We start from the raw sequence: 19,164 nt of genomic DNA on the forward strand, positions 1-19,164 counted from the left end.
ACCGAAAACTGCTATCGAGCCCTCGCTCGCGCGACTGGCGACCTTGGATGGAGCACCATCGGGAAGCGCGAGACTGAGAAGCCGCGCGCCTGGGCATAGACACTCCTTCAGACAGAGGATCTTGCTCATGACTGACCATCCCCGCCGCGTCACCCGCGCCCTTCTCTCCGTTTCCGATAAGACTGGCCTGATCGAATTCGCGAAGGCGCTTGCCGCGCACGATGTCGAGCTGGTCTCGACCGGCGGCACCGCGAAGGCGATCGCCGCGGCCGGCCTCGAGGTGAAGGACGTCTCCGAACTGACCGGCTTCCCCGAAATGATGGATGGCCGCGTCAAGACGCTGCATCCGAAGGTGCATGCCGGCCTGCTCGCGATCCGCGACAACAAGGACCATGCGGAAGCGATGACGGCGCATGGCATCGCGCCGATCGATCTGCTCGTCGTCAATCTCTATCCGTTCGAGGCGACCGTCGACAAAGGCGCGGGCTTCGAGGATTGCATCGAGAACATCGATATCGGCGGCCCCGCGATGATCCGCGCCGCCGCGAAGAACCATGACGACGTCGCCGTCGTGGTCGAGGCGCAGGACTATCAGGCCGTGCTCGACGAGCTCGCCGCCAACAAAGGTGCGACCACGCTGAAGTTGCGTCGGCGCCTTGCCGCCAAGGCTTACGCGCGCACTGCCGCCTATGACGCCGCGATCTCGAACTGGTTCAATCGCCAGCTCGAGATCGACGCGCCCGATTTCCGTGCCTTCGGCGGCCGGCTGATCCAGTCGCTGCGCTATGGTGAGAATCCGCACCAGACCGCGGCGTTCTATGCGACGCCCGACAAGCGGCCGGGCGTCTCGACCGCGCGGCAGCTCCAGGGCAAGGAGCTCTCCTACAACAACATCAACGACACCGACGCGGCCTATGAATGCATCGGCGAGTTCGACGCCAAGCGCACCGCGGCCTGCGTGATCGTCAAGCATGCCAATCCCTGCGGCGTCGCGGAGGGCTCCGACCTGGTCAGTGCCTACCGCAAGGCGCTGGCCTGCGATTCCACCTCGGCGTTCGGCGGCATCATCGCGATGAACCGGGCACTCGATGCCGACACCGCGCGCGAGATCACGAAGATCTTCACCGAGGTGATCATCGCGCCCGACGCAAGCGAGGAAGCGATCGCCATCATCGGCGCGCGCAAGAACCTTCGGCTTCTGCTCGCCGGCAGCCTGCCCGATCCGCGCGCGCCCGGCCTCACCGCCAAGACGGTGGCGGGCGGTCTCCTCGTGCAGAGCCGCGACAACGCCGTGGTCGACGACATGACGTTCAAGGTCGTGACCAAGCGTGCGCCAACGGATGCCGAGATGCGCGACCTGAAGTTTGCTTTCCGTGTTGCAAAACACGTCAAGTCCAACACCATCATCTACGCCAAGGATCTCGCCACCGTCGGCATCGGCGCCGGCCAGATGAGCCGGGTCGATTCAGCGCGGATTGCGGCACGCAAGGCTCAGGATGCGGCCGCCGAGCTGAAGCTCGCCGAACCGCTCACCAAGGGCTCGGTGGTGGCGTCGGATGCGTTCTTCCCGTTTGCCGACGGCATGCTCGCCTGCATCGAGGCCGGCGCCACCGCCGTGGTGCAGCCCGGCGGCTCCATGCGCGACGACGAGGTCATCAAGGCCGCCGACGAGCATGGCATCGCCATGGTGTTCACGGGCACGCGGCATTTCAGGCATTGATCGATTGGCGTACGGGCGATTCCATCGAATTCGTCATTGCGAGCGCAGCGAAGCAATCCAGAATCTTTCCGCAGAGAAAGCCTGGATCGTTCGTCGCTTCGCTCCTCGCAATGACGGGAATGGATCGCGGTAGTGCGGCTACTCCCGCACCCGCATCAACAGCGCCAGCCCTGCGACGAAGAACACCACCAGCACGGCCATGCCGGCCTTCTGGCTCGCCGTCACCGCGGTGATCACGCCGATCAGCAGCGGGCCGATGAAGGACGTCACTTTCCCCGTCAGTGCGAACAGACCGAAATACTGCGCGATGCGGTCCTTCGGTGCGAGACGGATCAGGAGCGTGCGTGAGGCGGCTTGCAGCGGACCGCCGGCTGCACCGATCAGGCAACCCAGCACCAGATAAGCGCGCTCTGACGCAGCGGCGAACAATCCGCCACCGGGCGCGGGCGGCGCGACCTTGATGAAGAAGATCGAATCCTTGTCGACCAGCAGGATCGCCGCCAGAGCCAGCAGCAGGATCAGCATGCTGCCGGCGATCACGCGCTTCGGCCCGAAGCGATCGTCCAGCTTGCCGCCTAACCACGCCCCGAACGCACCGGCGATCGCGAGCATGATGCCAAACGTGCCGATCTGGATCGTGTGCCAACCGAACGTGCCCGCAGCATAGATGCCGCCGAAGGCAAACAGCGACACCAGACCGTCGGTGTAGATCATGTTGGCGAGCAGAAAAGCCGCGAGCGATTTCTGCTGCGGCAACCCCTTGATCGATTGCTTCAGCTCCGACAAGCCTTCGTGCAGCGCCTCGCGCACCGGGCGCTTCGCCGGATAGTCCGGCGTGAACAGGAACATCGGCGTCACGAAAATGATGAACCAAAGCCCGGTCAACGGTCCGGCGGCGCGATCGCCCTGATGACTGACGGGATCGAGCCCGAACAGAGGCGTGAAGCCGAGCAGCGTGCGGCCAGTCTCGGGATTCGCGGCGAGCAGGCCGAGCACGATGATCAGGCTGACGATGCCGCCGACATAACCCGTCGCCCAGCCGGTGCCGGAGAGCCGCCCGATGCGCTCCGGCGGCACCAGCGTCGGCATCATCGCATTGTTGAAGAGAGTGGCGAATTCCGCGCCAACGCTGGCGAGCGCGACCGCGGTGAGCAGCGGCGGAATGATCGAGGGATCGCCGGGCTTGCCGATCCACAGCGTGCAGGATGCCAGCACCAGCACGGCGCCGAATCCGGCGATCCATGGTTTCCTGCGGCCCGAAGCATCGGCGATAGCCCCCAGCACCGGCGACATCAACGCGATCGCGAGGCCCGCGGCAGCCATCGCAAAGCCCCACAGCGATTGCCCGGCGGCGGGATTCGGCGCAATGCCGGTGGCGAAATAGGGCGCGAACACGAAGGTCGTGATCAGCGTGAAATAGGGCTGCGCGGCCCAGTCAAAGAAGATCCAGCTGACGACGGCGCTGCGCGGCGGATAGGTCCGCTGCGCGCCGGCGATGCGCGCATCCGGGGCGGTCGTCGTCACTGCACAATCCTCATCACGAACAGTTTTGCCTCTGTCGGGGCAAACCGTATAGCATTGCAGCGCTGCATGTGAACTGCCCATGGCCATTGCGGAAGTTTGATGATGTCGTCTTTCTCGACACGGCGGACATTTTTCGCCTTCCTTGCCACTCTGGCGTTCGGACTTCCGGCCGCGACCGCGCAGGATGCGCGGCGGGCCTATGTGCCGCCCGCGCTCGACACGGTGCATGCCGTTCCCGCCGAGCACAGCATGGTCGTGGCGCAGGAGAAAATCTCCGCGCAGGTCGGCGCCGACATCCTGCGGCGCGGCGGCAATGCCGTTGACGCCGCGGTCGCGACCGGCTTTGCGATGGCCGTGACCTATCCGCGGGCCGGCAATATCGGCGGCGGCGGCTTCATGGTGATTCATTCCACGGAGCGCAACGAAGACATCACGATCGACTATCGCGAGACCGCGCCGGCTGCGACCACGCCGCAGATTTTCCTCGACGCCGACGGCAAGCCCGACGCGGCGAAGTCGCGAGATTCCGCGCTCGGCGTCGGCGTGCCCGGCACTGTCGCGGGTCTTGCGCTGGCGCTGGAAAAATATGGCTCGGGCCGGTTCACGCTGGCGCAACTGCTCGAGCCCGCGATCGCGCTCGCCCGCGATGGCTTCCTCGTCGGCGACGACATTGCCGACACGCTGCCGGGCTGGCACAAGCGGCTGGTGCGTTGGCCCTCCTCGGCCAGGATCTTCTCGCGGCCCGATGGCACGCCGCTCGGCGAAGGCGACAGGCTGGTGCAGAGCGATCTCGCCGAAACGCTGTCGGCTGTCGCCGCACAGGGCCCGCGCGGTTTCTATGAGGGGCCGGTCGCGGAAAAACTCGCCAAGGCCGTGACTGACGCGGGCGGCATCATGACGCCGGCCGATTTGAAATCCTATCAGGCGGCCATCCGCGCGCCGGTGCGCGGCACCTATCGCGGCTATGACATCGTGTCGATGCCGTTGCCGTCGTCGGGCGGCGTGGTGCTGGTGGAGACGCTCAATATTCTCGAAGGGTTTCAGCTCGCCGATCTGAAGCAGGGATCGCCGGCCTCGCTGCATCTGCTGATCGAGGCCATGAAGCGCGCTTATGCGGACCGGGCGCGCTATCTCGGCGATCCCGCCTTCGTCAACGCGCCGATCGGGACGCTCACCGCCAAAGACTACGCCGCGAAGCTGCGGGCAACCATCTCCGCCGATCGCGCCACGCCGTCGAAACAGCTCGTTTCCACCGCGACCTCACCGCATGAGGGCAGCAACACCACGCATTTTTCCGTCGTCGACGGCAGCGGTAACGCGGTCAGCAACACCTATACGCTGAACTTCAGCTACGGCCTCGGCCTCGTCGCCGACGACACCGGCGTGCTGCTCAACAACGAGCTCGACGATTTCACCGCGGCGGTCGGCGCTTCCAATGCCTATGGCCTTGTCGGCTTCGAGGCCAATTTGCCCGGGCCGGGCAAGCGGCCGCTGTCCTCGATGTCGCCGACCATCGTCCTGAAGGACGGCAAGCCGGTTCTGGTGACGGGCTCGCCCGGCGGCAGCCGCATCATCTCGACCGTGCTCCAGGTGATCGTCAACGTCCTCGATTACAAAATGGACGTCGCGGCTGCCGTGGCCGCACCGCGGCTACATCACCAATGGTTGCCCGACGAGGTCCGGGTCGAAAGCGGCTTCCCGGATCATGTGCTGCTCGAGCTGAAAGCGATGGATCATCTCATCGTCGCGCCGATGGGGCAGACATCGGCGAATTCGATCGCGGTGACTGGCAACGGTCCGCTCGGCGCGCCTGATCCGCGCAGCCGAGGTGCGGAAGCAGCGGGGCAGTAGCTCTGTCCTTGCATGGCGCGAGGGCCGACGGCCGGCTTGCGCGCGCCGCCGCGCGTGCTACCACCGCGAGGCCAGAAGAAACTGCCAAAGAAAACACGGTCGGGAAACGCACATGACCACAGTTGATCCGAACCAGCGCATCGAACGCGCCGAGATCGAGGACACGAGCCTTCTTGCCTTCTACCGCGACATGAACGCGCCGGAGCGGCGGACGTTCTGGGCCTGCGCCGCAGGTTGGGCGCTCGACGGCATGGACTTCATGATCTATCCGCTGGTGATCGGCACCATCATCGCGCTGTGGAAGGTCGATGCGGGATCGGCCGGGCTCGCTGGCACCGTGACGCTGCTGGCCTCCGCCATCGGCGGCTGGCTCGGCGGCTATCTCTCCGATCATATCGGCCGGGTCAGAACGCTCCAGATCACCATCATCTGGTTCTCGTTGTTCTCGCTGGTCTGCGCGGTCGTGCAGAATTTCGAACAGCTCCTGATCGCACGCGCGGTGCTGGGCCTCGGCTTCGGCGGAGAGTGGGCGGCGGGCGCCGTACTGATGGGTGAAGCGATCCGGCCGCAATATCGCGGGCGTGCGGTCGGCTCGGTGCAGTCGGGCTGGGCCGTCGGCTGGGGCCTTGCAGTGCTGTCGCAGGCGATCCTGTTCTCGGCTTTGCCAGCGGAGACGGCGTGGCGCTGGATGTTCGTGATCGGCGCGCTGCCGGCGCTGCTGGTGTTCTACATCCGCCGCTCCGTGACCGAGCCGGAGATCGCGGCTGAGGCCCGCGCCAAGCAGGCCGCGAGCGGCAATCGCCCGGCGCTCTGGGAAATCTTTTCAGGCCCGATCCTGAAGACCACGATCCTGGCGTCGCTGATGGCGACGGGCTGCCAGGGCGGCTACTACGCCGTCACCTTCTGGGTGCCGCAGTTTTTGACCAAGGAGCGGCATCTGTCGATCGTCGGCTCGACCGGCTATCTCTCGACGCTGATCATCGGCTCCTTCATCGGCTATCTCACTGGCGCCTGGCTCGCCGACCGGATCGGACGGCGCAATCTCTTTTTGACCTTCTCGATCGGCGCCATCGCGGTTGTGCTGCTTTACACGCAGCTGCCGCTCACCAACGAAATCCTGTGGGTGCTCGGCTTCCCGCTCGGCTTTTTCGCCTCGGGCTATTTCTCCGGCGTCGGCGCATTCCTGACCGAGCTTTATCCGACGCGGCTGCGCGGCTCTGGCCAGGGGTTCTGCTACAATTTCGGCCGCGGCATCGGCGCGCTGTTTCCGTTCCTGGTCGGAGCGCTGTCGGCGACGACGTCGCTTGCGAATGCGATCGCGATCTTCGCGGTGGCGGCTTACGCGCTGTTCTTCATCGCCGCCTTCGCGCTGCCGGAGACGCGCGGGCGCGTGCTGCACGCGGACTGATGCAGGCTAGCTATCGTCCGACCTGATACGGCCCGCCCTTTTCAAGGGCGCGGCTGTATGCTGGCCGCGCGTGAATGCGCTCCAGGAACGCCATCGCCTTGGGATGGCCGAGCTCGAGCCCGCCGCGCGCTTGGGCTGCTTCGAGCGGAAAGCTCATCTGGATGTCCGCGGCGGTGAACTCGTTGCCGGCGAACCACTCGCTCTTGGCAAGCTCGCCTTCCCAATAATCCATGTGCTGCTTGAGCTGCGGATTGACCAATGCGGTGAGCGCCTGGTTCGAAACCTTGCGCACCAGCGGGCGGAGCAACGCCGGGGCGCGCTTCGGCATCAGCGTGAACAGCAGCTTGAGCAGCAGCGGCTGCATCGCCGAGCCCTCCGCATAGTGCAGCCAATAGGTGAAGCGCAGCCGCTCCGGCGTGTTCGGCGGCGGGACCAGCCGGCCGTTGCCGTAGGTGGCGATGAGATATTCGGTGATCGCGCCGGACTCGGCGATGGTGTTGCCGTTGTCGGTGATAACGGGCGACTTGCCGAGCGGATGGATGGCGCGGAGCTCCTTCGGCGCGCGCATGTCCGGCTGGCGCTGATAGCGCACGATCTCGTAGGGCACGCCCAACTCCTCGAGCAGCCACAGCACGCGCTGCGAGCGGGAATTGTTGAGGTGATGAACGGTCAGCATCGCGTGGTCCCCGGGGGCTTGGCATGGTCGATCGGCCGCGCGTTCGTGCCAGCCCGGGAACGCAATGTCGAGCCATCCGGTCAGATATTTTCATCCGGGTATATTGACCTTAGTAATTCACCCGGGTATTAAAGTCGTCACCGTGACCAATATGGCAATGATTCCAATGCAGAAGACTTTCACCGCCTTCCAAGGGCATCGCCGTCTGGTCTGCGGGCCTGCCGGAGAGGTCGCGCTGGTCATCAAGCGGATGGCGGAGCGGCCGGACGAACCCATCGTCATCTTCGAGGACGCCACGGGCCGGTCGATCGACTTCGATCTGCGCGGCGGAGACCGCGAGGTGCTGGCGCGGCTGGCGAAGCTTGTGCCGCCCCCGGTTGAGGAGAACGCATCACCGAGCGAACCGCGCGGCCGCGGCCGGCCGAAGCTCGGCGTGGTCGCGCGCGAGGTGACGCTGCTGCCGCGGCACTGGGAGTGGCTCAGCGCGCAGCCAGGCGGCGCCTCGGTCGCGCTGCGGAAACTTGTCGAAGAGGCGCGGCGCGCCAGCGGCGACAAGGACCGCGAGCGGCAGGCGCGCGATGCGGCCTATCACTTCATGTCGACCATGGCCGGCAATCTGCCGCAGTTCGAGGAAGCTTCGCGCGCGTTGTTTGCGGATGACCGGCGGCGTTTCACCGGACTGATCGCAGACTGGCCCGCCGACATCCGCGACCACATCGTCAAGCTCGCCTATAGCGACCGCGCTTAGGCGCGCGCCTTCTCACAACCTATCGACGGCCGGGCCGCGCGCCCTTCGCGTGGCGACGGTTTCGCACGCCCTGATGAAAGGCCGATCCATGTCCGCCGCCAAGCCGCTCTGGAAGACTTTTCTGCGCTTCCTCGCACCGTTGATGCTGAGCAACGCGCTGCAATCGCTGTTCGGCACCGTCAGCAACGTCTATCTCGGCCAGATGATCGGGATTGACGCGCTCGCATCGGTCTCGGTGTTCTTTCCGGTGATGTTCTTCCTGTTCGCCTTCGTCATGGGCCTGAGCACCGGCGCCACGGTGCTGATCGGCCAGGCCTATGGTGCTGGCGAGCAGGGCCGGATCAAGCTCATTGTGGGCACGACGCTCGCGATCGGCCTGCTGCTCTCGATTCCAATTGCACTGACCGGCGGCATCTTTAGCCGGCAATTGATGATGATGCTCGCAACGCCCGCGGACATTCTCGACCAGGCCAGCGCCTATGCCCGCATCATGCTGCTCACCATGCCCCTCGGCTTCGTCTTCCTGCTGATGACGGCGATGATCCGCGGCGTCGGCGACGCGCTGACGCCGCTGCTGGCGCTGGCCTTGTCGACCGCGATCGGCTTGATCCTGACGCCGATGCTGATCCGCGGGTCGCTCGGATTTCCGGCGGCCGGCATCACCAGCCCGGCCTGGGCGGCGGCGATCGCCAACGCGCTGACGCTGGTCGCGCTGGCCGCCTATCTGCTGCGGAGAAAACATGCATTGGCACCGGACGCTGCACTGCTGCGTCATCTGCAGCTCAATCGTGTGGTACCGGGGCAAATTCTCGGCATTGGACTGCCGAGCGCAATCGGCATGGTGGTGATGGCGATCGCCGAGCTGGTGCTGCTCGGCCTCGTCAACGGCTTCGGCTCGAGCGCAACCGCAGCCTATGGCGCGGTCAACCAGGTGATGGGCTACACGCAGTTCACGGCGATGTCGATTTCAATCGCGGTCTCGATCCTCGGCGCGCAGGCGGTTGGCCGCGGCGACAGAACGGGGCTCGAGGGCATCGTGCGCACCGGACTTGCGTTCAACATCGTCCTGACGGGCGGGCTGGTGGCGCTGATCTATCTCGCGCCGCGCGCCGTGCTCGGTATCTTCATCACTGATGACGCCGTGCTCGATCTGGCGAAGGGCTTGATCAACATCGCACTGTGGAGCTCGGTGCCGTTCGGCCTGGCGACGGTGTTTTCCGGCGCAATGCGCGCCGCCGGCGTGGCACTGACGCCAATGCTGCTCGCGATCTTCGCCATTGGAGCAATCGAACTGCCGTCCGCGGTGATCCTGAGCCGCACGATCGGCCTTGAGGGTGTGTGGGCCGCCTATCCGATCGTGTTCTGCTCCATGTTCCTTTTGCAGATGGGCTATTACCTTCTGGTGTGGCGCAAGCGAACGATCCGGCGTCTGACCTGACGACATCATCAAGAGATTATGACCGTCATTAAAAGGTGGACCCGCGGCGCGCGCTGCGCCACAATGCGAAAAAGCGACGTCAGGGAGGATGATTTTGACCCGCACAGCCCCGCAATTCCTGTTCGATTTCGGCAGTCCGAATGCCTATCTCAGTCATCTCGCGATTCCCGCGATCGAGCAGCGCATCGGCGTCAAGTTCGAGTACGTGCCGATCCTGCTCGGCGGCATCTTCAAGTCGACCAACAACAAGTCGCCGGCCGAGACGCTCGCCGGCGTCAAGAACAAGCGGGAATTCCAGGCGGTCGAGACCGAGCGCTTCGTCAAGCGCTTCAAGGTGCAGCCCTATGTCTGGAATCCGTTCTTCCCGGTCAACACGCTGAACCTGATGCGCGCGGCGATCGCGGCGCAGCTCGAAGGCGTGTTCGAAACATACGTCGGGGCTGCCTTCCATCACATGTGGCGCGAGCCGAAGAAGATGGACGATCCGGAAATTGCGGCGAAGGCGCTGGCGTCCTCCGGCCTCGACGCGCAAAAGCTGTTCACCCGCGCCGGGGAACCCGAGGTAAAGGGCAGACTGATCAAGAACACCGAAGAGGCCGTTGCGCGCGGCGCGTTCGGCTCGCCGACCTTCTTTGTCGGCGACGAGATGTTCTTCGGCAAGGAGCAGTTGCGCGAGGTCGAGGAGATGGTATCGGGGAAGTGATTTTCGTATGATGGACGGATCGAGCCATCATCTCCGACGTCGTCCTGGCGAAAGCCAGGACCCATAACCATCGAATCGCGTTTGGCGATAGGCTGGGGCTCCGACTTGTCCGACAAGAGGCAGTCGGGGTAATGGGTCCTGGCTTTCGCCAGGACGACGAAAAAGAACCAACAACAAGGACGATCCCATGCGTATCCTCGTGGTCGGCGCTGGCGCCATCGGCGGCTATTTTGGTGGCAGGCTGTTGCAGGCCGGTCGCGACGTCACCTTCCTGGTCCGGCCACGGCGCGCCAGCGAGCTCGCGAGCGCCGGCCTCGTCATCAAGAGCCCGAACGGCGACGTGACCTTGAAAAATCCGCCGACGGTTCAGGCCGACGCGCTCAAGGACAGGTTCGACGTCGTGCTGCTCAGCTGCAAGGCCTTCGACCTCGACGACGCAATCAAGTCGTTCGCGGCAGCAGTCGGGCCGAATACCGCGATCATCCCGATGCTCAACGGCATGAAGCATCTCGACGTCCTCGACGACAAGTTCGGCAAGGAGCGCGTGCTCGGTGGCCTCTGCGCCATCGCCGCAACGCTCAACGAGAAGCGCGAGGTGGTGCAGCTCCAGCCGATGCAGTCGATCAATTACGGCGAGCGCGATGGCAAGCTGTCGGATCGGGTCAAGGCGATCGACGAGGCCTTCAAGAGCGGCATCGCTGGTGCCACCGCCAGCCAGAACATCATGCAGGACATGTGGGAGAAGTGGGTGTTCCTGTCCTCGCTGGCGGCGTCCACCAGCCTGATGCGCACCTCTGTCGGCAACATCCTCGCCGCGCCCGGCGGCAGGGATTTCCTGCTCGGCATGCTGGACGAGACCAGCGCGATCGCCGCCGCCTCAGGCTACACGCCGGGCGGGCCGTTCTTCGAGCGCGTGAAGGGCAACCTCACCACCGAGGGTTCACCGATGACGGCCTCGATGTTCCGCGACGTCAAGGCGGGTCTGCCGGTCGAAGCCGATCACGTCATCGGCGACCTCATCGCCCGCGCCGACGCCGCCAAGGTGCCGGTCCCGAAGCTGCGCATCGCCTACACGCATTTGAAGGCGTATGAGAAGCAGCGGGCTAGCTGACGCAGCTTCCGCTATTTGAAATAAGCCAGATAGTGCGAGACGGCGGTGATTTCCTCGTCGCTCATGTGATAGGCGACATCGGCCATCGCGGCGCCGCCGCCGCCGACGCGCTGGCTGCCCTTGTAGTCGTGCAGCGCCTTGACCAGGTATTCCTCGCGCTGGCCCGCGAGCCGCGCGACGGCCTTGGTGCCGGCAAAGCTATCGGTATGACATGAGGCGCAGCGGCGGCCGGCGGCAACTTGCGCGCCCTTTTTCGACAGGTCCGGATCCTTGTCCTCCGCCGCTGTCGGCGGCGTCAGCGCGGCGAAATAGGCGCCGAGATTGCGGACGTCCTCGTTGGTGATCTCCTCGGCGATCGGCTGCATCTGGTCGTTCTTGCGCGAGCCGGCGCGAAAAAACACGAGCTGCCATTGCAGGAATTGATCGGGCTGGCCGGCGAGCGAGGGAATGTTCTCGGTCTGCGAGATGCCGTTCTCGCCGTGACAGCCGGCGCAGACGGCGGCCTTCTCCTTGACCGCGGCATTGTCCGCGGCGCTTGTCGGGAGAGAACCGAGCGCGAGAAGCGCAACCGCGCTGATTGCGTGCGAGATGAACTGCCGGCGCATGATTGGAATTTCCGATCTGTCGAACGCGTCGTTCCAGGGCGGCGAAGCGCGAGCCCGGAGTTCGATAACCCCCGTTCGTCACTATGGGTTCCGGACTTCTACGTAAGCAGGAACGACAGCGTGCGAAATTGAAATGAGAAAGGCTGCGGCGCCCCCCGGCACCGCAGCCTCGCGTCGTCTTAGGCTACTTCTTGCTGTAGCTGATGCGGTAGATCGCGCCGGCCCAATCGTCGGCGACGAGGATCGAACCATCCTTGGCGAGGATGATGTCGTCGGGACGGCCGAGATAGCCCTGGTCGCCCTCGATCCAGCCGGAGGCGAACACCTCCTGCTTGGCGTTCTTGCCGTCGGGACCGACGATCACGCGCATGATGCGGCCGCCCTGGTACTTGTGGCGATTCCAGGAGCCGTGCTCGGCGATCAGGATGTTGTTCTTGTACTCGGCCGGGAATTGGTCGCCGGTATAGAACTTCATGCCGAGCGGAGCGACGTGAGCGCCGAGGTTCAGCACCGGCGGCGTGAACTCGGAGCATTTGTGGCCCATCGCGAACTTGGTATCCGGCAAGTCACCCTGGTGGCAGTAGGGATAGCCGAAGTGCTCCCCGATCTTGCTGATCATGTTCAGCTTGTCCGAGGGCAGATCGTCGCTGATCCAGTCGCGGGCGTTCTCGGTGAACCAGAACTTGCCGGTGCGCGGATCGACGTCGCCGCCGACCGAGTTGCGAACGCCGAGCGCATAGATTTCCGCATTGCCGGTCTTGGGATCGACGCGGCGGATCTGCGAGACGCTGGTCGGGGGCACGCCGATGTTGAAGGGCGGCCCGAACGGAATGTAGAACCAGCCTTCCTTGTCGACCGCGATGTACTTCCAGCCATGCGCGGCATAGGACGGCATGTCGTCATAGACGACCTTGCCCTCGCCGAGATTGTCGAGCTTGTTTTCGACATCGTCGTAGCGGATCAGCTTGTCGACCGCGATGACGTAGAGCGCACCGTCCTTGACGGCCAGCCCCGTGGGCATGTTCAGCCCCTTGAGGATGGTCTTGACCTCTTTCTTTCCGTTGTTGTCCTTGATGGCGTAGACGTTGCCGAGGCCGAACGAACCGACGAACAGCGTGCCCTTGTCACCCCAGGCCATCTGCCGCGCGGCCAGCACGCCGGAGGCGTAGACCTCCATCTTGAAGCCCGCCGGCAGCTTCACCTTCTTGACGATATTGGCGAGCTCGGAATCGGACGCGCCCGTGGGCGGACCGGACGGCGGCGCCAGGCCCTTCTGCGCCTCGGTCTCGTCACCGAGGAACCAGTCGTCCGGCGGATGGGTCCAGAACTCCTTGGTGCCGGATTCGTATTTCTTCAGCGGCTTGTTCTTGTCCTGTTGCTGCGCGTGACCGGCGCTTGTCCCCGCGAGAAGGGCAACCGCTGCAAGCGCCAGGACGGATTGAAAGGCGGATTGAAAGACGGATCGATGGAATTTCATCGCGTCACTCCCCTAAGGCAGCCATCAAGGCTGCACATTTATTTTATTTTGCTATCGAGAGGCGAAGTTCGGACTGTCGAGAGGACAGGCGCGGAAGGTTAGCACATCTGCGAGCCGTGAGAAGCGCGCCGCGTGCGCCGCGATAGCGCTCAGTAAAAATTGAGACGTAAAGTCAATGATGGCGAATGCGGCGACGACAACGCTCTCGCTGCAGCGCGGAATCAAGATCGCGCGCGGCTAATTTACAGGCAGCAGGAGGTCCGGAACAAAAAAACGCGAAAACAACCCCATGCACAGTAGAATGGCTCTGGCCATCTTGCTGCCGGTGACGCCGGGTAGACATCTGACGCGTCGAGCGAATTAGCAAAGGCGGCGACTAGGGGGCGACGGGGTAGGGACCACCGTCGAAAATCGTCTCATGATAGCCTTTGGACCCGACATCGCGCGCCAGCGTGCTGCGAAAATCGCGGCCATCGCGAAGACATTTCAGGACATGCGCGAAGTCGAATTCGGGCCGCCAGCCCAGCTCGCGCCGGCATCTATGAGCTGGAAATTGAACGTCGGAGATGATGCTCTAAGGGAGCTAAGGCTTCTCGTTTGCCCCTAACGCCTTCACCAATGAATCCAGCACATTGTAAAGCACTTCCACAGAGTACCCGACCAGAAACGCAAGGGCAGATGGTGCAATTGAGCCAACGATGCCCGTTGTATCGGTGACTGAAAACCAGCTGATTGCGATTCCACCTACCACGCCCAACGCTAAACGATTCGAATAAACCCCGGACTCATAAGCCCGAAAAGAGAGTGACTTTATCTCTGCACTCGTGGACCTAAGAATATAGACCGTCACGCCGAGAAGTGCTGCAAAGACGGGCAACAGATACTTTGATATCAGCGCATTCACCGATTGCTGGGTGACCAGAACTGAGCCATCGACAGGGCTTGCTTGCGTAACCTTCTTGTCACTGAACCATCGGAACTGAAGAGATCTCAGAATGGAGTCATTGTAGCCTGCGAGACTTTCCAGCTCATTCTTACGATTCTCTATCAGGCTTTCTTGACGCTGCTCCTTTGTAACTGGCGAAAAGTTAGGAGCAGGCGTTTCCGCCGAGCCGCCGCTTCCTTCTGCGCTCGCATTTAGCTGAATTGGATTGCTTCCAACTGAAGTATTGCTTGAGCTCGTTCCGGTTGAACTCGCTCCACCCGTATTGGACGATTGGGGTAGAGTGCGGGCTGGCTCGTCTTTGATTGCTTGTATGGTTTTCTCTATCGCAGAGCCCTTGGTAATTCCGGCTGACAGATTGGAATATTCCTCCGAGATTGCGTTGTTCCTTTGAATCGCACTTTCAGTGATCGAGAGGTAAGCAAAAAGGACCAAGGTTACACTGAAGGCTGCGATCGAAATTCGACGGATTCTTCCGAGCGAAGATAATTGACGAGCAATTTTTTTTGCTTCAGGACCTGCCGTAGCGTCCAACGCTTCAGCACTCACATAATCTGCGAAAGAAAGAGCCTCCACGCGAGCAGGCAAAGCGAGCTTAACGAGGGCTTGATAGTCCTTCCAAAAATCAGCTTCTTCTTCAGGAGCTAGCTTGTCGACCTTTCCTACTGCAACCAACAGGGAGGTGAGGGCCCCCCTATCAAGTTGAGTCATTCCTTCGTTGGCGACGTGAGCAATTAGTTGCCTCACGTAGCCCGCGGCTTTTAGAAGCGGGCCATTTGCCTCCATGTCTGCGGTCACGGGACTACCTCAATCTGCCAACTGCATGTTGGAGAAAACAGATTCAAGTTGGCACAACTGACTGGACCAGTGCCCTGCGAGAGAGTGATTTGATAGAGACCGGGGATGCTAAATTTCCATTTTTCTGCTCCGAGCCGCCAATCAAACTGACCGCCGGAAGTTTGGGTCTCAGAGATCATCGCTGATCGGTCAAGATAGCCCATCGGCAGATAGCCTTGATCTACCAAAGCGCCGTTCCCATTGTCCCTCGAAAAATTGAGTCGGAACGGCTGATAACTTTGGGCAGCACTCAGGTATGTTCGATCACCCTGCACTCGAAACCAAAAATAGAGAGACTGCCCTACTCGCAGTCTTATCTTCTGCCCCAGCCTGCTATCCCCACGCGGGCAATTTGAGTATGAATATGTGACTGCAGTCTCCGAGACAAAGATGGTCCCTGGATATTGGTTCGGTACATAGGCGTTATCTATACAGATGCTGCCCTGCTGCGCCCGCGCGCAACTTAGCCCGAGCGTCAAAAATTGCGCTGCAGCCATCGCAAATGCGAGGTACAAAAAAAACCTGCTGCGCAGGCAAACAGCGCGCGAAAAGCGAAAAAAGAATCTAGAAATCTTGCCCTCCCTTGCCGAAAATAAGCATTCCAAAACTTGATTATACAACGGGTTGTTCCTTGCGCAAGCTGCAGCTTCGCGGTGCATGCCCGCGATCACCATGGTGACCTAGCCCTGGCGGCCTACTAGGTTGAACGTGCCAGTGACGTTGGCGCTGATAAAATTCTGCTTGCTGTGGGTCGCCACATGCGGCTTGTGCAGCGTCGCGGTGTGGATCACGGCGGTGACACCGTCCATCTGGCCCCGCACGAAATCGGGATCCACGATCGAGCCGACGGCATCGGTGAAGGGCGACGCCTTCAGGTCGATCCCACGCGCAGGCGAACCGCGCCCGCGGAGCGTGCGGGCAATAGCCTCGCCGAGGTGGCCCGCGCTGCCTGTGACCAGAATTGTCATTCGCGACCCAATACAGCCGCCAGCGGCGTGGAAGACCACGTGCTCGTCCTGTTCGGCTGGATGCTTTGGGAAAAATTGGAGCGGGCGAAGGGGCTCGAACCCTCGACCCCGACCTTGGCAAGGTCGTGCTCTACCACTGAGCTACACCCGCATCCTGTGTCGGTCGCATGACTGCGCCGGCAACGGCTGTCGTATGCCAAAAGCGGGAGGGGAATGCAACAGCTACCGGCGGCATAGATTTGCAATCGGAAGCCCGATATCGACCCGAACGCGGCCAAATGCCCCAAAAAGGCCCCGGAACCGGCGAATCGGCCCGCATGGATTGAAATTCGGCCGTCCCGGCCCAATTTAGGGCCAACAGCGAAGCATATGAATTGGCGACGTGCTAAAGACCCGCCAATTCCAGACATCAGACGAGGGGATCCCGTGACGATCATCGACCAGGGTAACGGAGCAGCGGGCCCGGCTGCCGCCGATCTGATCAAGGACACGACCACCCAGACCTTCGTGAAGGACGTCATCGAGGAATCGAAGCGCCAGCCGGTGCTGATCGACTTCTGGGCGGAGTGGTGCGGCCCCTGCAAGCAGCTCACGCCCTTGCTGGAGAAAGCGGTCAAGGCCGCCAAGGGCAAGGTCAAGCTGGTCAAGATGAACATCGACCAGCACCCGGCGATCCCGGGGCAGATGGGCATCCAGTCGATTCCGGCGGTGATCGCCTTCGTCAACGGCCAGCCGGCCGACGGCTTCATGGGTGCGGTCCCGGAGAGCCAGCTCAACGCCTTCATCGAGAAGCTGACCAAGGGCGTGACCGCGCCGGGTGAGCCGAATATCGCGGAAATCCTCCAGGAAGCCGACGCCGTGCTCGCCGAGGGCGATGCCGCCGCGGCCGCGCAGATCTACGCGGAAGTGCTGCAGCTCGAATCGACCAACATCGCAGCCCTGGCCGGGCTGGCGAAATGCTACGCCGTCTCCGGTGCGATGGAGCAAGCCAAGCAGACGCTCGCCATGGTCCCGGAATCCAAGCGCAACGACCCGGCTGTGAAAGCCGTGCAGACCGCGATCGATCTCGCCGAGCAGGCTGAGCAGCTCGGGCCCGTCGCCGAGCTGGAACAGAAAGTCGCCGCAAACCCGCTCGATCATCAGGCCCGATTCGACCTCGCGATCGCGCTCAACGCCCAAGGCAACCGGGCAGCGGCCACCGAGCAGCTGCTCGCGATCATCAAGCGCGACCGCAAATGGAACGACGACGGGGCCCGCAAGCAGCTGGTGCAGTTCTTCGAGGCCTGGGGCGGCACGGACGATGCAACAGTCGAGGGACGCAAGCGCTTGTCGATCATCCTGTTTTCCTGACACGCGCTGGCAAGGCCAGGGGATCCGGCAGATGCCGATCAACATCGAATATCGCGGGCCCGCCGACCTTCCGGAGATCCTTCCGGTGTTTCCGTTGCCGGGCGCGCTGCTGCTGCCGCGCGGGCAGATGCCGCTCAACATCTTCGAGCCGCGTTACCTCGCCATGATCGACGATGCCTTCCGCGACGGCCATCGCCTGATCGGCATGATCCAGCCCGACATCGCGCATTCGGCCAAGAACTCCGACAAGCCCTCGCTGTTCAGCGTCGGCTGTGTCGGCCGCATCACCCAGCTCGCCGAATCCGGCGACGGCCGCTACATCCTCGAGCTCACCGGTGTCTCGCGCTTCAAAGTGCTCGAGGAGCTCGAAGTGCTCACCGCCTACCGCCAGTGCAAGGTGGATTTTTTCGCCTTCGTCGACGACTTCACGCCGCGCATGGGCGAGGACGAGGTCGATCGCGAGGCACTGTTGACGGTGCTGGCGGATTTTTTGAAAGCCAACAACCTCAAGGTCGACTGGGAGGGCGTCGAGACCGCCCCCAACGAAGCGCTCGTCAACGCGCTGGCGATGATGTCGCCCTATGGCGTGGCCGAGAAGCAAGCGATGCTGGAAGCGCCCGACCTGAAGACCCGCGCCGAAATTTTGATCGCGGTCACCGAGATGGATCTCGCGAAGAAGCGCACCAGCGGCGATCCGCCGCTGCAGTGACAGGTCCCTGCGCGGCTGCTCAGGAATGATGCCGGATGCGCTTGCGTCCGGTGATCATCGCGCTGATCAGGTTCTCGCGCTGGAGACGTCCCATCATCAGCACGCCCAGGACGTGCAGCACGACCAGGACGATGACCGCGTCGGATGAATAGTGGTGGGTGTCCTCGACCCACCAGACGCCGAAAAAGGTCACCGTCACCGACATCGCGCCTGATATCGTCGAGACCGCGAGCGAGACCAGCAGCGCCACCAGCATCAACGTGCCGGCGGGATTGAGCCCGATATAGCGACCGGTGATGCCGCGGCGCAGATTCCAGAGATAATTCGGCGCGGCCCGAAGCCTGACGCCGACCATGCGGAAGCGCGAATAGCGGCTTCCCCAAAGACCCCAGACCAGACGGAACGCAACGAGCCCGAGTACGGTATAACCGACGATGCGGTGAAGTCCGTCATAGACGGTCGGCGTGAACCACGCGGCCAGAACGCAGGCCGCGAGCGCCCAGTGCCAGAGCCGCAGCGGAAGGTCCCAGACCGCGACTGTCCGCGAAGCGGTTCGATCCGCGGGGGTCCGGTTGGACTCCCCGCGTGCGTGCGGCACCGTTTCTTCGATCAAGCGAGGACCACCCTCAGGCATGACTTTGCGCAGACCATTTGCGCGCAGACCATCTCGCGCGGTCTACTTCGCAATCGTGTGCTTCAGGCTGAGATCCTCGGGGCTGTAGAACAGCTCGTAAAGCTTGCCTTCCTTGACGCCGTAGACCTCGTAGCACGAGCCTTCGATCTTAGAGCGCCGCACCTCGTAGCCGAGCGCCTTGGCCTTGGCTTCGGCTTCGCTCGCCGGCTTCCACGACGCCTTGTCGAGCTTGGTGCAGTCCTTGAAACCATCGGCCAAGGCTGCCGATCCCATGCCAATCCCGATCGTCAATGCAACAGCAACAACACGAATAACCTTCACGAACGTCTCCTCTTCTGTCGTGGGCGCTACGCCCTAGGGCGAAGCGGGACCGAAGGAAGCAAAGCACATGATGAAGTCAATGCGGTTCGCGGCCGGCGCGCTTTAGAGTTATTCTAACGATCCGAAAAGGCTCAGCGCTCT

General features: G+C 62.9%; 17 protein-coding genes, 1 tRNA gene, 2 pseudogenes and 1 riboswitch. Of the genes and pseudogenes, 9 read left to right on the top strand and 11 right to left on the bottom strand.

The annotated features are described in order from the left end of the window. Positions 1–20: 20 nt before the first annotated feature. A riboswitch (ZMP/ZTP riboswitch) is annotated at positions 21–102 on the top strand. Between the two features lie 25 nt (positions 103–127). After that, the gene (gene purH / locus AC0L3U_RS11335; RefSeq protein ID WP_473361812.1) at positions 128–1,720 is read left to right on the top strand and encodes a bifunctional phosphoribosylaminoimidazolecarboxamide formyltransferase/IMP cyclohydrolase; all 1,593 of its coding nucleotides are present in this window, start codon (positions 128–130) and stop codon (positions 1,718–1,720) included. Between the two features lie 138 nt (positions 1,721–1,858). On the opposite strand, the gene AC0L3U_RS11340 is transcribed toward purH, so the two are convergent. Then, the gene (locus tag AC0L3U_RS11340; protein ID WP_473361813.1) at positions 1,859–3,244 is read right to left on the bottom strand and encodes an MFS transporter; all 1,386 of its coding nucleotides are present in this window, start codon (positions 3,242–3,244) and stop codon (positions 1,859–1,861) included. Between the two features lie 99 nt (positions 3,245–3,343). Between AC0L3U_RS11340 and ggt the strand changes: the two genes are divergently transcribed. Both ggt and AC0L3U_RS11350 read left to right on the top strand, forming a co-directional pair. Then, the gene (ggt, locus tag AC0L3U_RS11345) at positions 3,344–5,095 is read left to right on the top strand and encodes a gamma-glutamyltransferase (RefSeq protein ID WP_473361814.1); all 1,752 of its coding nucleotides are present in this window, start codon (positions 3,344–3,346) and stop codon (positions 5,093–5,095) included. Positions 5,096–5,207: 112 nt separating this feature from the next. Then, positions 5,208–6,503: an MFS transporter gene (locus AC0L3U_RS11350; RefSeq protein ID WP_473361815.1), complete on the top strand. Its 1,296-nt coding sequence runs from the start codon at positions 5,208–5,210 to the stop codon at positions 6,501–6,503. Between the two features lie 10 nt (positions 6,504–6,513). Here AC0L3U_RS11350 and AC0L3U_RS11355 read toward each other — a convergent pair whose 3' ends face one another. Beyond that, positions 6,514–7,179, bottom strand: a complete 666-nt coding sequence (locus tag AC0L3U_RS11355; RefSeq protein WP_473361816.1) for a glutathione S-transferase family protein — start codon at positions 7,177–7,179, stop codon at positions 6,514–6,516. A gap of 151 nt (positions 7,180–7,330) precedes the next feature. On the opposite strand from AC0L3U_RS11355, the gene AC0L3U_RS11360 reads away from it, so the two are divergent. The 4 genes from AC0L3U_RS11360 (at position 7,331) to panE (ending at position 11,179) form a co-directional block, all read left to right on the top strand. Beyond that, positions 7,331–7,927, top strand: coding sequence for a DUF2239 family protein (locus AC0L3U_RS11360; RefSeq protein ID WP_473361953.1), 597 nt, complete (start codon positions 7,331–7,333; stop codon positions 7,925–7,927). An 88-nt stretch (positions 7,928–8,015) separates the two neighbouring features. Further along, positions 8,016–9,365, top strand: coding sequence for an MATE family efflux transporter (locus AC0L3U_RS11365; RefSeq protein WP_473361817.1), 1,350 nt, complete (start codon positions 8,016–8,018; stop codon positions 9,363–9,365). Between the two features lie 88 nt (positions 9,366–9,453). Beyond that, positions 9,454–10,068, top strand: coding sequence for a 2-hydroxychromene-2-carboxylate isomerase (locus AC0L3U_RS11370; protein WP_473361818.1), 615 nt, complete (start codon positions 9,454–9,456; stop codon positions 10,066–10,068). 187 nt (positions 10,069–10,255) lie between these two features. Next, positions 10,256–11,179 (top strand): 2-dehydropantoate 2-reductase, encoded by a 924-nt coding sequence (panE, locus tag AC0L3U_RS11375; protein WP_473361819.1) that lies wholly within the window; start codon positions 10,256–10,258, stop codon positions 11,177–11,179. 11 nt (positions 11,180–11,190) lie between these two features. On the opposite strand, the gene AC0L3U_RS11380 is transcribed toward panE, so the two are convergent. The 7 genes and pseudogenes from AC0L3U_RS11380 to AC0L3U_RS11410 all read right to left on the bottom strand — a co-directional run bounded on the left by AC0L3U_RS11380 (position 11,191) and on the right by AC0L3U_RS11410 (position 16,160). Continuing rightward, positions 11,191–11,784 (bottom strand): c-type cytochrome, encoded by a 594-nt coding sequence (locus tag AC0L3U_RS11380; protein ID WP_473361820.1) that lies wholly within the window; start codon positions 11,782–11,784, stop codon positions 11,191–11,193. 184 nt (positions 11,785–11,968) lie between these two features. Beyond that, positions 11,969–13,261: a PQQ-dependent sugar dehydrogenase gene (locus AC0L3U_RS11385; protein ID WP_473361821.1), complete on the bottom strand. Its 1,293-nt coding sequence runs from the start codon at positions 13,259–13,261 to the stop codon at positions 11,969–11,971. Between the two features lie 376 nt (positions 13,262–13,637). After that, positions 13,638–13,787 (bottom strand): annotated as a pseudogene (locus AC0L3U_RS11390) (NAD-dependent epimerase/dehydratase family protein); the annotation flags it as partial. Between the two features lie 57 nt (positions 13,788–13,844). Then, positions 13,845–15,002: a hypothetical protein gene (locus tag AC0L3U_RS11395; protein WP_473361822.1), complete on the bottom strand. Its 1,158-nt coding sequence runs from the start codon at positions 15,000–15,002 to the stop codon at positions 13,845–13,847. Beyond that, entirely contained in the window at positions 14,999–15,715 is a 717-nt protein-coding gene (locus tag AC0L3U_RS11400; protein ID WP_473361823.1) for a hypothetical protein, read from the bottom strand. Before AC0L3U_RS11400 ends, AC0L3U_RS11395 begins: the two co-directional genes overlap by 4 nt. A gap of 21 nt (positions 15,716–15,736) precedes the next feature. Continuing rightward, positions 15,737–16,009, bottom strand: a pseudogene (locus AC0L3U_RS11405) (NAD-dependent epimerase/dehydratase family protein); the annotation flags it as partial. Between the two features lie 76 nt (positions 16,010–16,085). Continuing rightward, a tRNA-Gly gene (locus AC0L3U_RS11410) sits at positions 16,086–16,160 on the bottom strand. Positions 16,161–16,435: 275 nt separating this feature from the next. On the opposite strand from AC0L3U_RS11410, the gene trxA reads away from it, so the two are divergent. Next, positions 16,436–17,359, top strand: a complete 924-nt coding sequence (gene trxA, locus AC0L3U_RS11415; RefSeq protein ID WP_473361824.1) for a thioredoxin — start codon at positions 16,436–16,438, stop codon at positions 17,357–17,359. 31 nt (positions 17,360–17,390) lie between these two features. Next, positions 17,391–18,068 carry an LON peptidase substrate-binding domain-containing protein gene (locus tag AC0L3U_RS11420; RefSeq protein ID WP_027514858.1) on the top strand — a complete coding sequence of 226 codons (678 nt, stop codon included), beginning with the start codon at positions 17,391–17,393 and terminating at the stop codon, positions 18,066–18,068. A 19-nt stretch (positions 18,069–18,087) separates the two neighbouring features. Here the strand turns inward: AC0L3U_RS11420 and AC0L3U_RS11425 are convergent, their stop codons facing one another. Then, the gene (locus tag AC0L3U_RS11425) at positions 18,088–18,681 is read right to left on the bottom strand and encodes a cytochrome b/b6 domain-containing protein (RefSeq protein ID WP_473295135.1); all 594 of its coding nucleotides are present in this window, start codon (positions 18,679–18,681) and stop codon (positions 18,088–18,090) included. Between the two features lie 63 nt (positions 18,682–18,744). Continuing rightward, the gene (locus tag AC0L3U_RS11430) at positions 18,745–19,023 is read right to left on the bottom strand and encodes a PepSY domain-containing protein (RefSeq protein WP_247357338.1); all 279 of its coding nucleotides are present in this window, start codon (positions 19,021–19,023) and stop codon (positions 18,745–18,747) included. Positions 19,024–19,164: the final 141 nt, after the last annotated feature.

This window comes from Bradyrhizobium sp. Kon69 (assembly GCF_055807515.1).

Bases quoted from the DNA above. Each gene is read 5' to 3' on its own strand.
- AC0L3U_RS11400 (WP_473361823.1), bottom strand. From the start codon at position 15,715: ATGGTGATCGCGGGCATGCACCGCGAAGCTGCAGCTTGCGCAAGGAAC.
- AC0L3U_RS11420 (WP_027514858.1), top strand. From the start codon at position 17,391: ATGCCGATCAACATCGAATATCGCGGGCCCGCCGACCTTCCGGAGATC.
- ggt (WP_473361814.1), top strand. From the start codon at position 3,344: ATGATGTCGTCTTTCTCGACACGGCGGACATTTTTCGCCTTCCTTGCC.
- AC0L3U_RS11385 (WP_473361821.1), bottom strand. From the start codon at position 13,261: ATGAAATTCCATCGATCCGTCTTTCAATCCGCCTTTCAATCCGTCCTG.
- AC0L3U_RS11355 (WP_473361816.1), bottom strand. From the start codon at position 7,179: ATGCTGACCGTTCATCACCTCAACAATTCCCGCTCGCAGCGCGTGCTG.
- purH (WP_473361812.1), top strand. From the start codon at position 128: ATGACTGACCATCCCCGCCGCGTCACCCGCGCCCTTCTCTCCGTTTCC.
- panE (WP_473361819.1), top strand. From the start codon at position 10,256: ATGCGTATCCTCGTGGTCGGCGCTGGCGCCATCGGCGGCTATTTTGGT.
- AC0L3U_RS11350 (WP_473361815.1), top strand. From the start codon at position 5,208: ATGACCACAGTTGATCCGAACCAGCGCATCGAACGCGCCGAGATCGAG.
- AC0L3U_RS11380 (WP_473361820.1), bottom strand. From the start codon at position 11,784: ATGCGCCGGCAGTTCATCTCGCACGCAATCAGCGCGGTTGCGCTTCTC.
- AC0L3U_RS11360 (WP_473361953.1), top strand. From the start codon at position 7,331: ATGGCAATGATTCCAATGCAGAAGACTTTCACCGCCTTCCAAGGGCAT.
- AC0L3U_RS11370 (WP_473361818.1), top strand. From the start codon at position 9,454: ATGATTTTGACCCGCACAGCCCCGCAATTCCTGTTCGATTTCGGCAGT.
- AC0L3U_RS11365 (WP_473361817.1), top strand. From the start codon at position 8,016: ATGTCCGCCGCCAAGCCGCTCTGGAAGACTTTTCTGCGCTTCCTCGCA.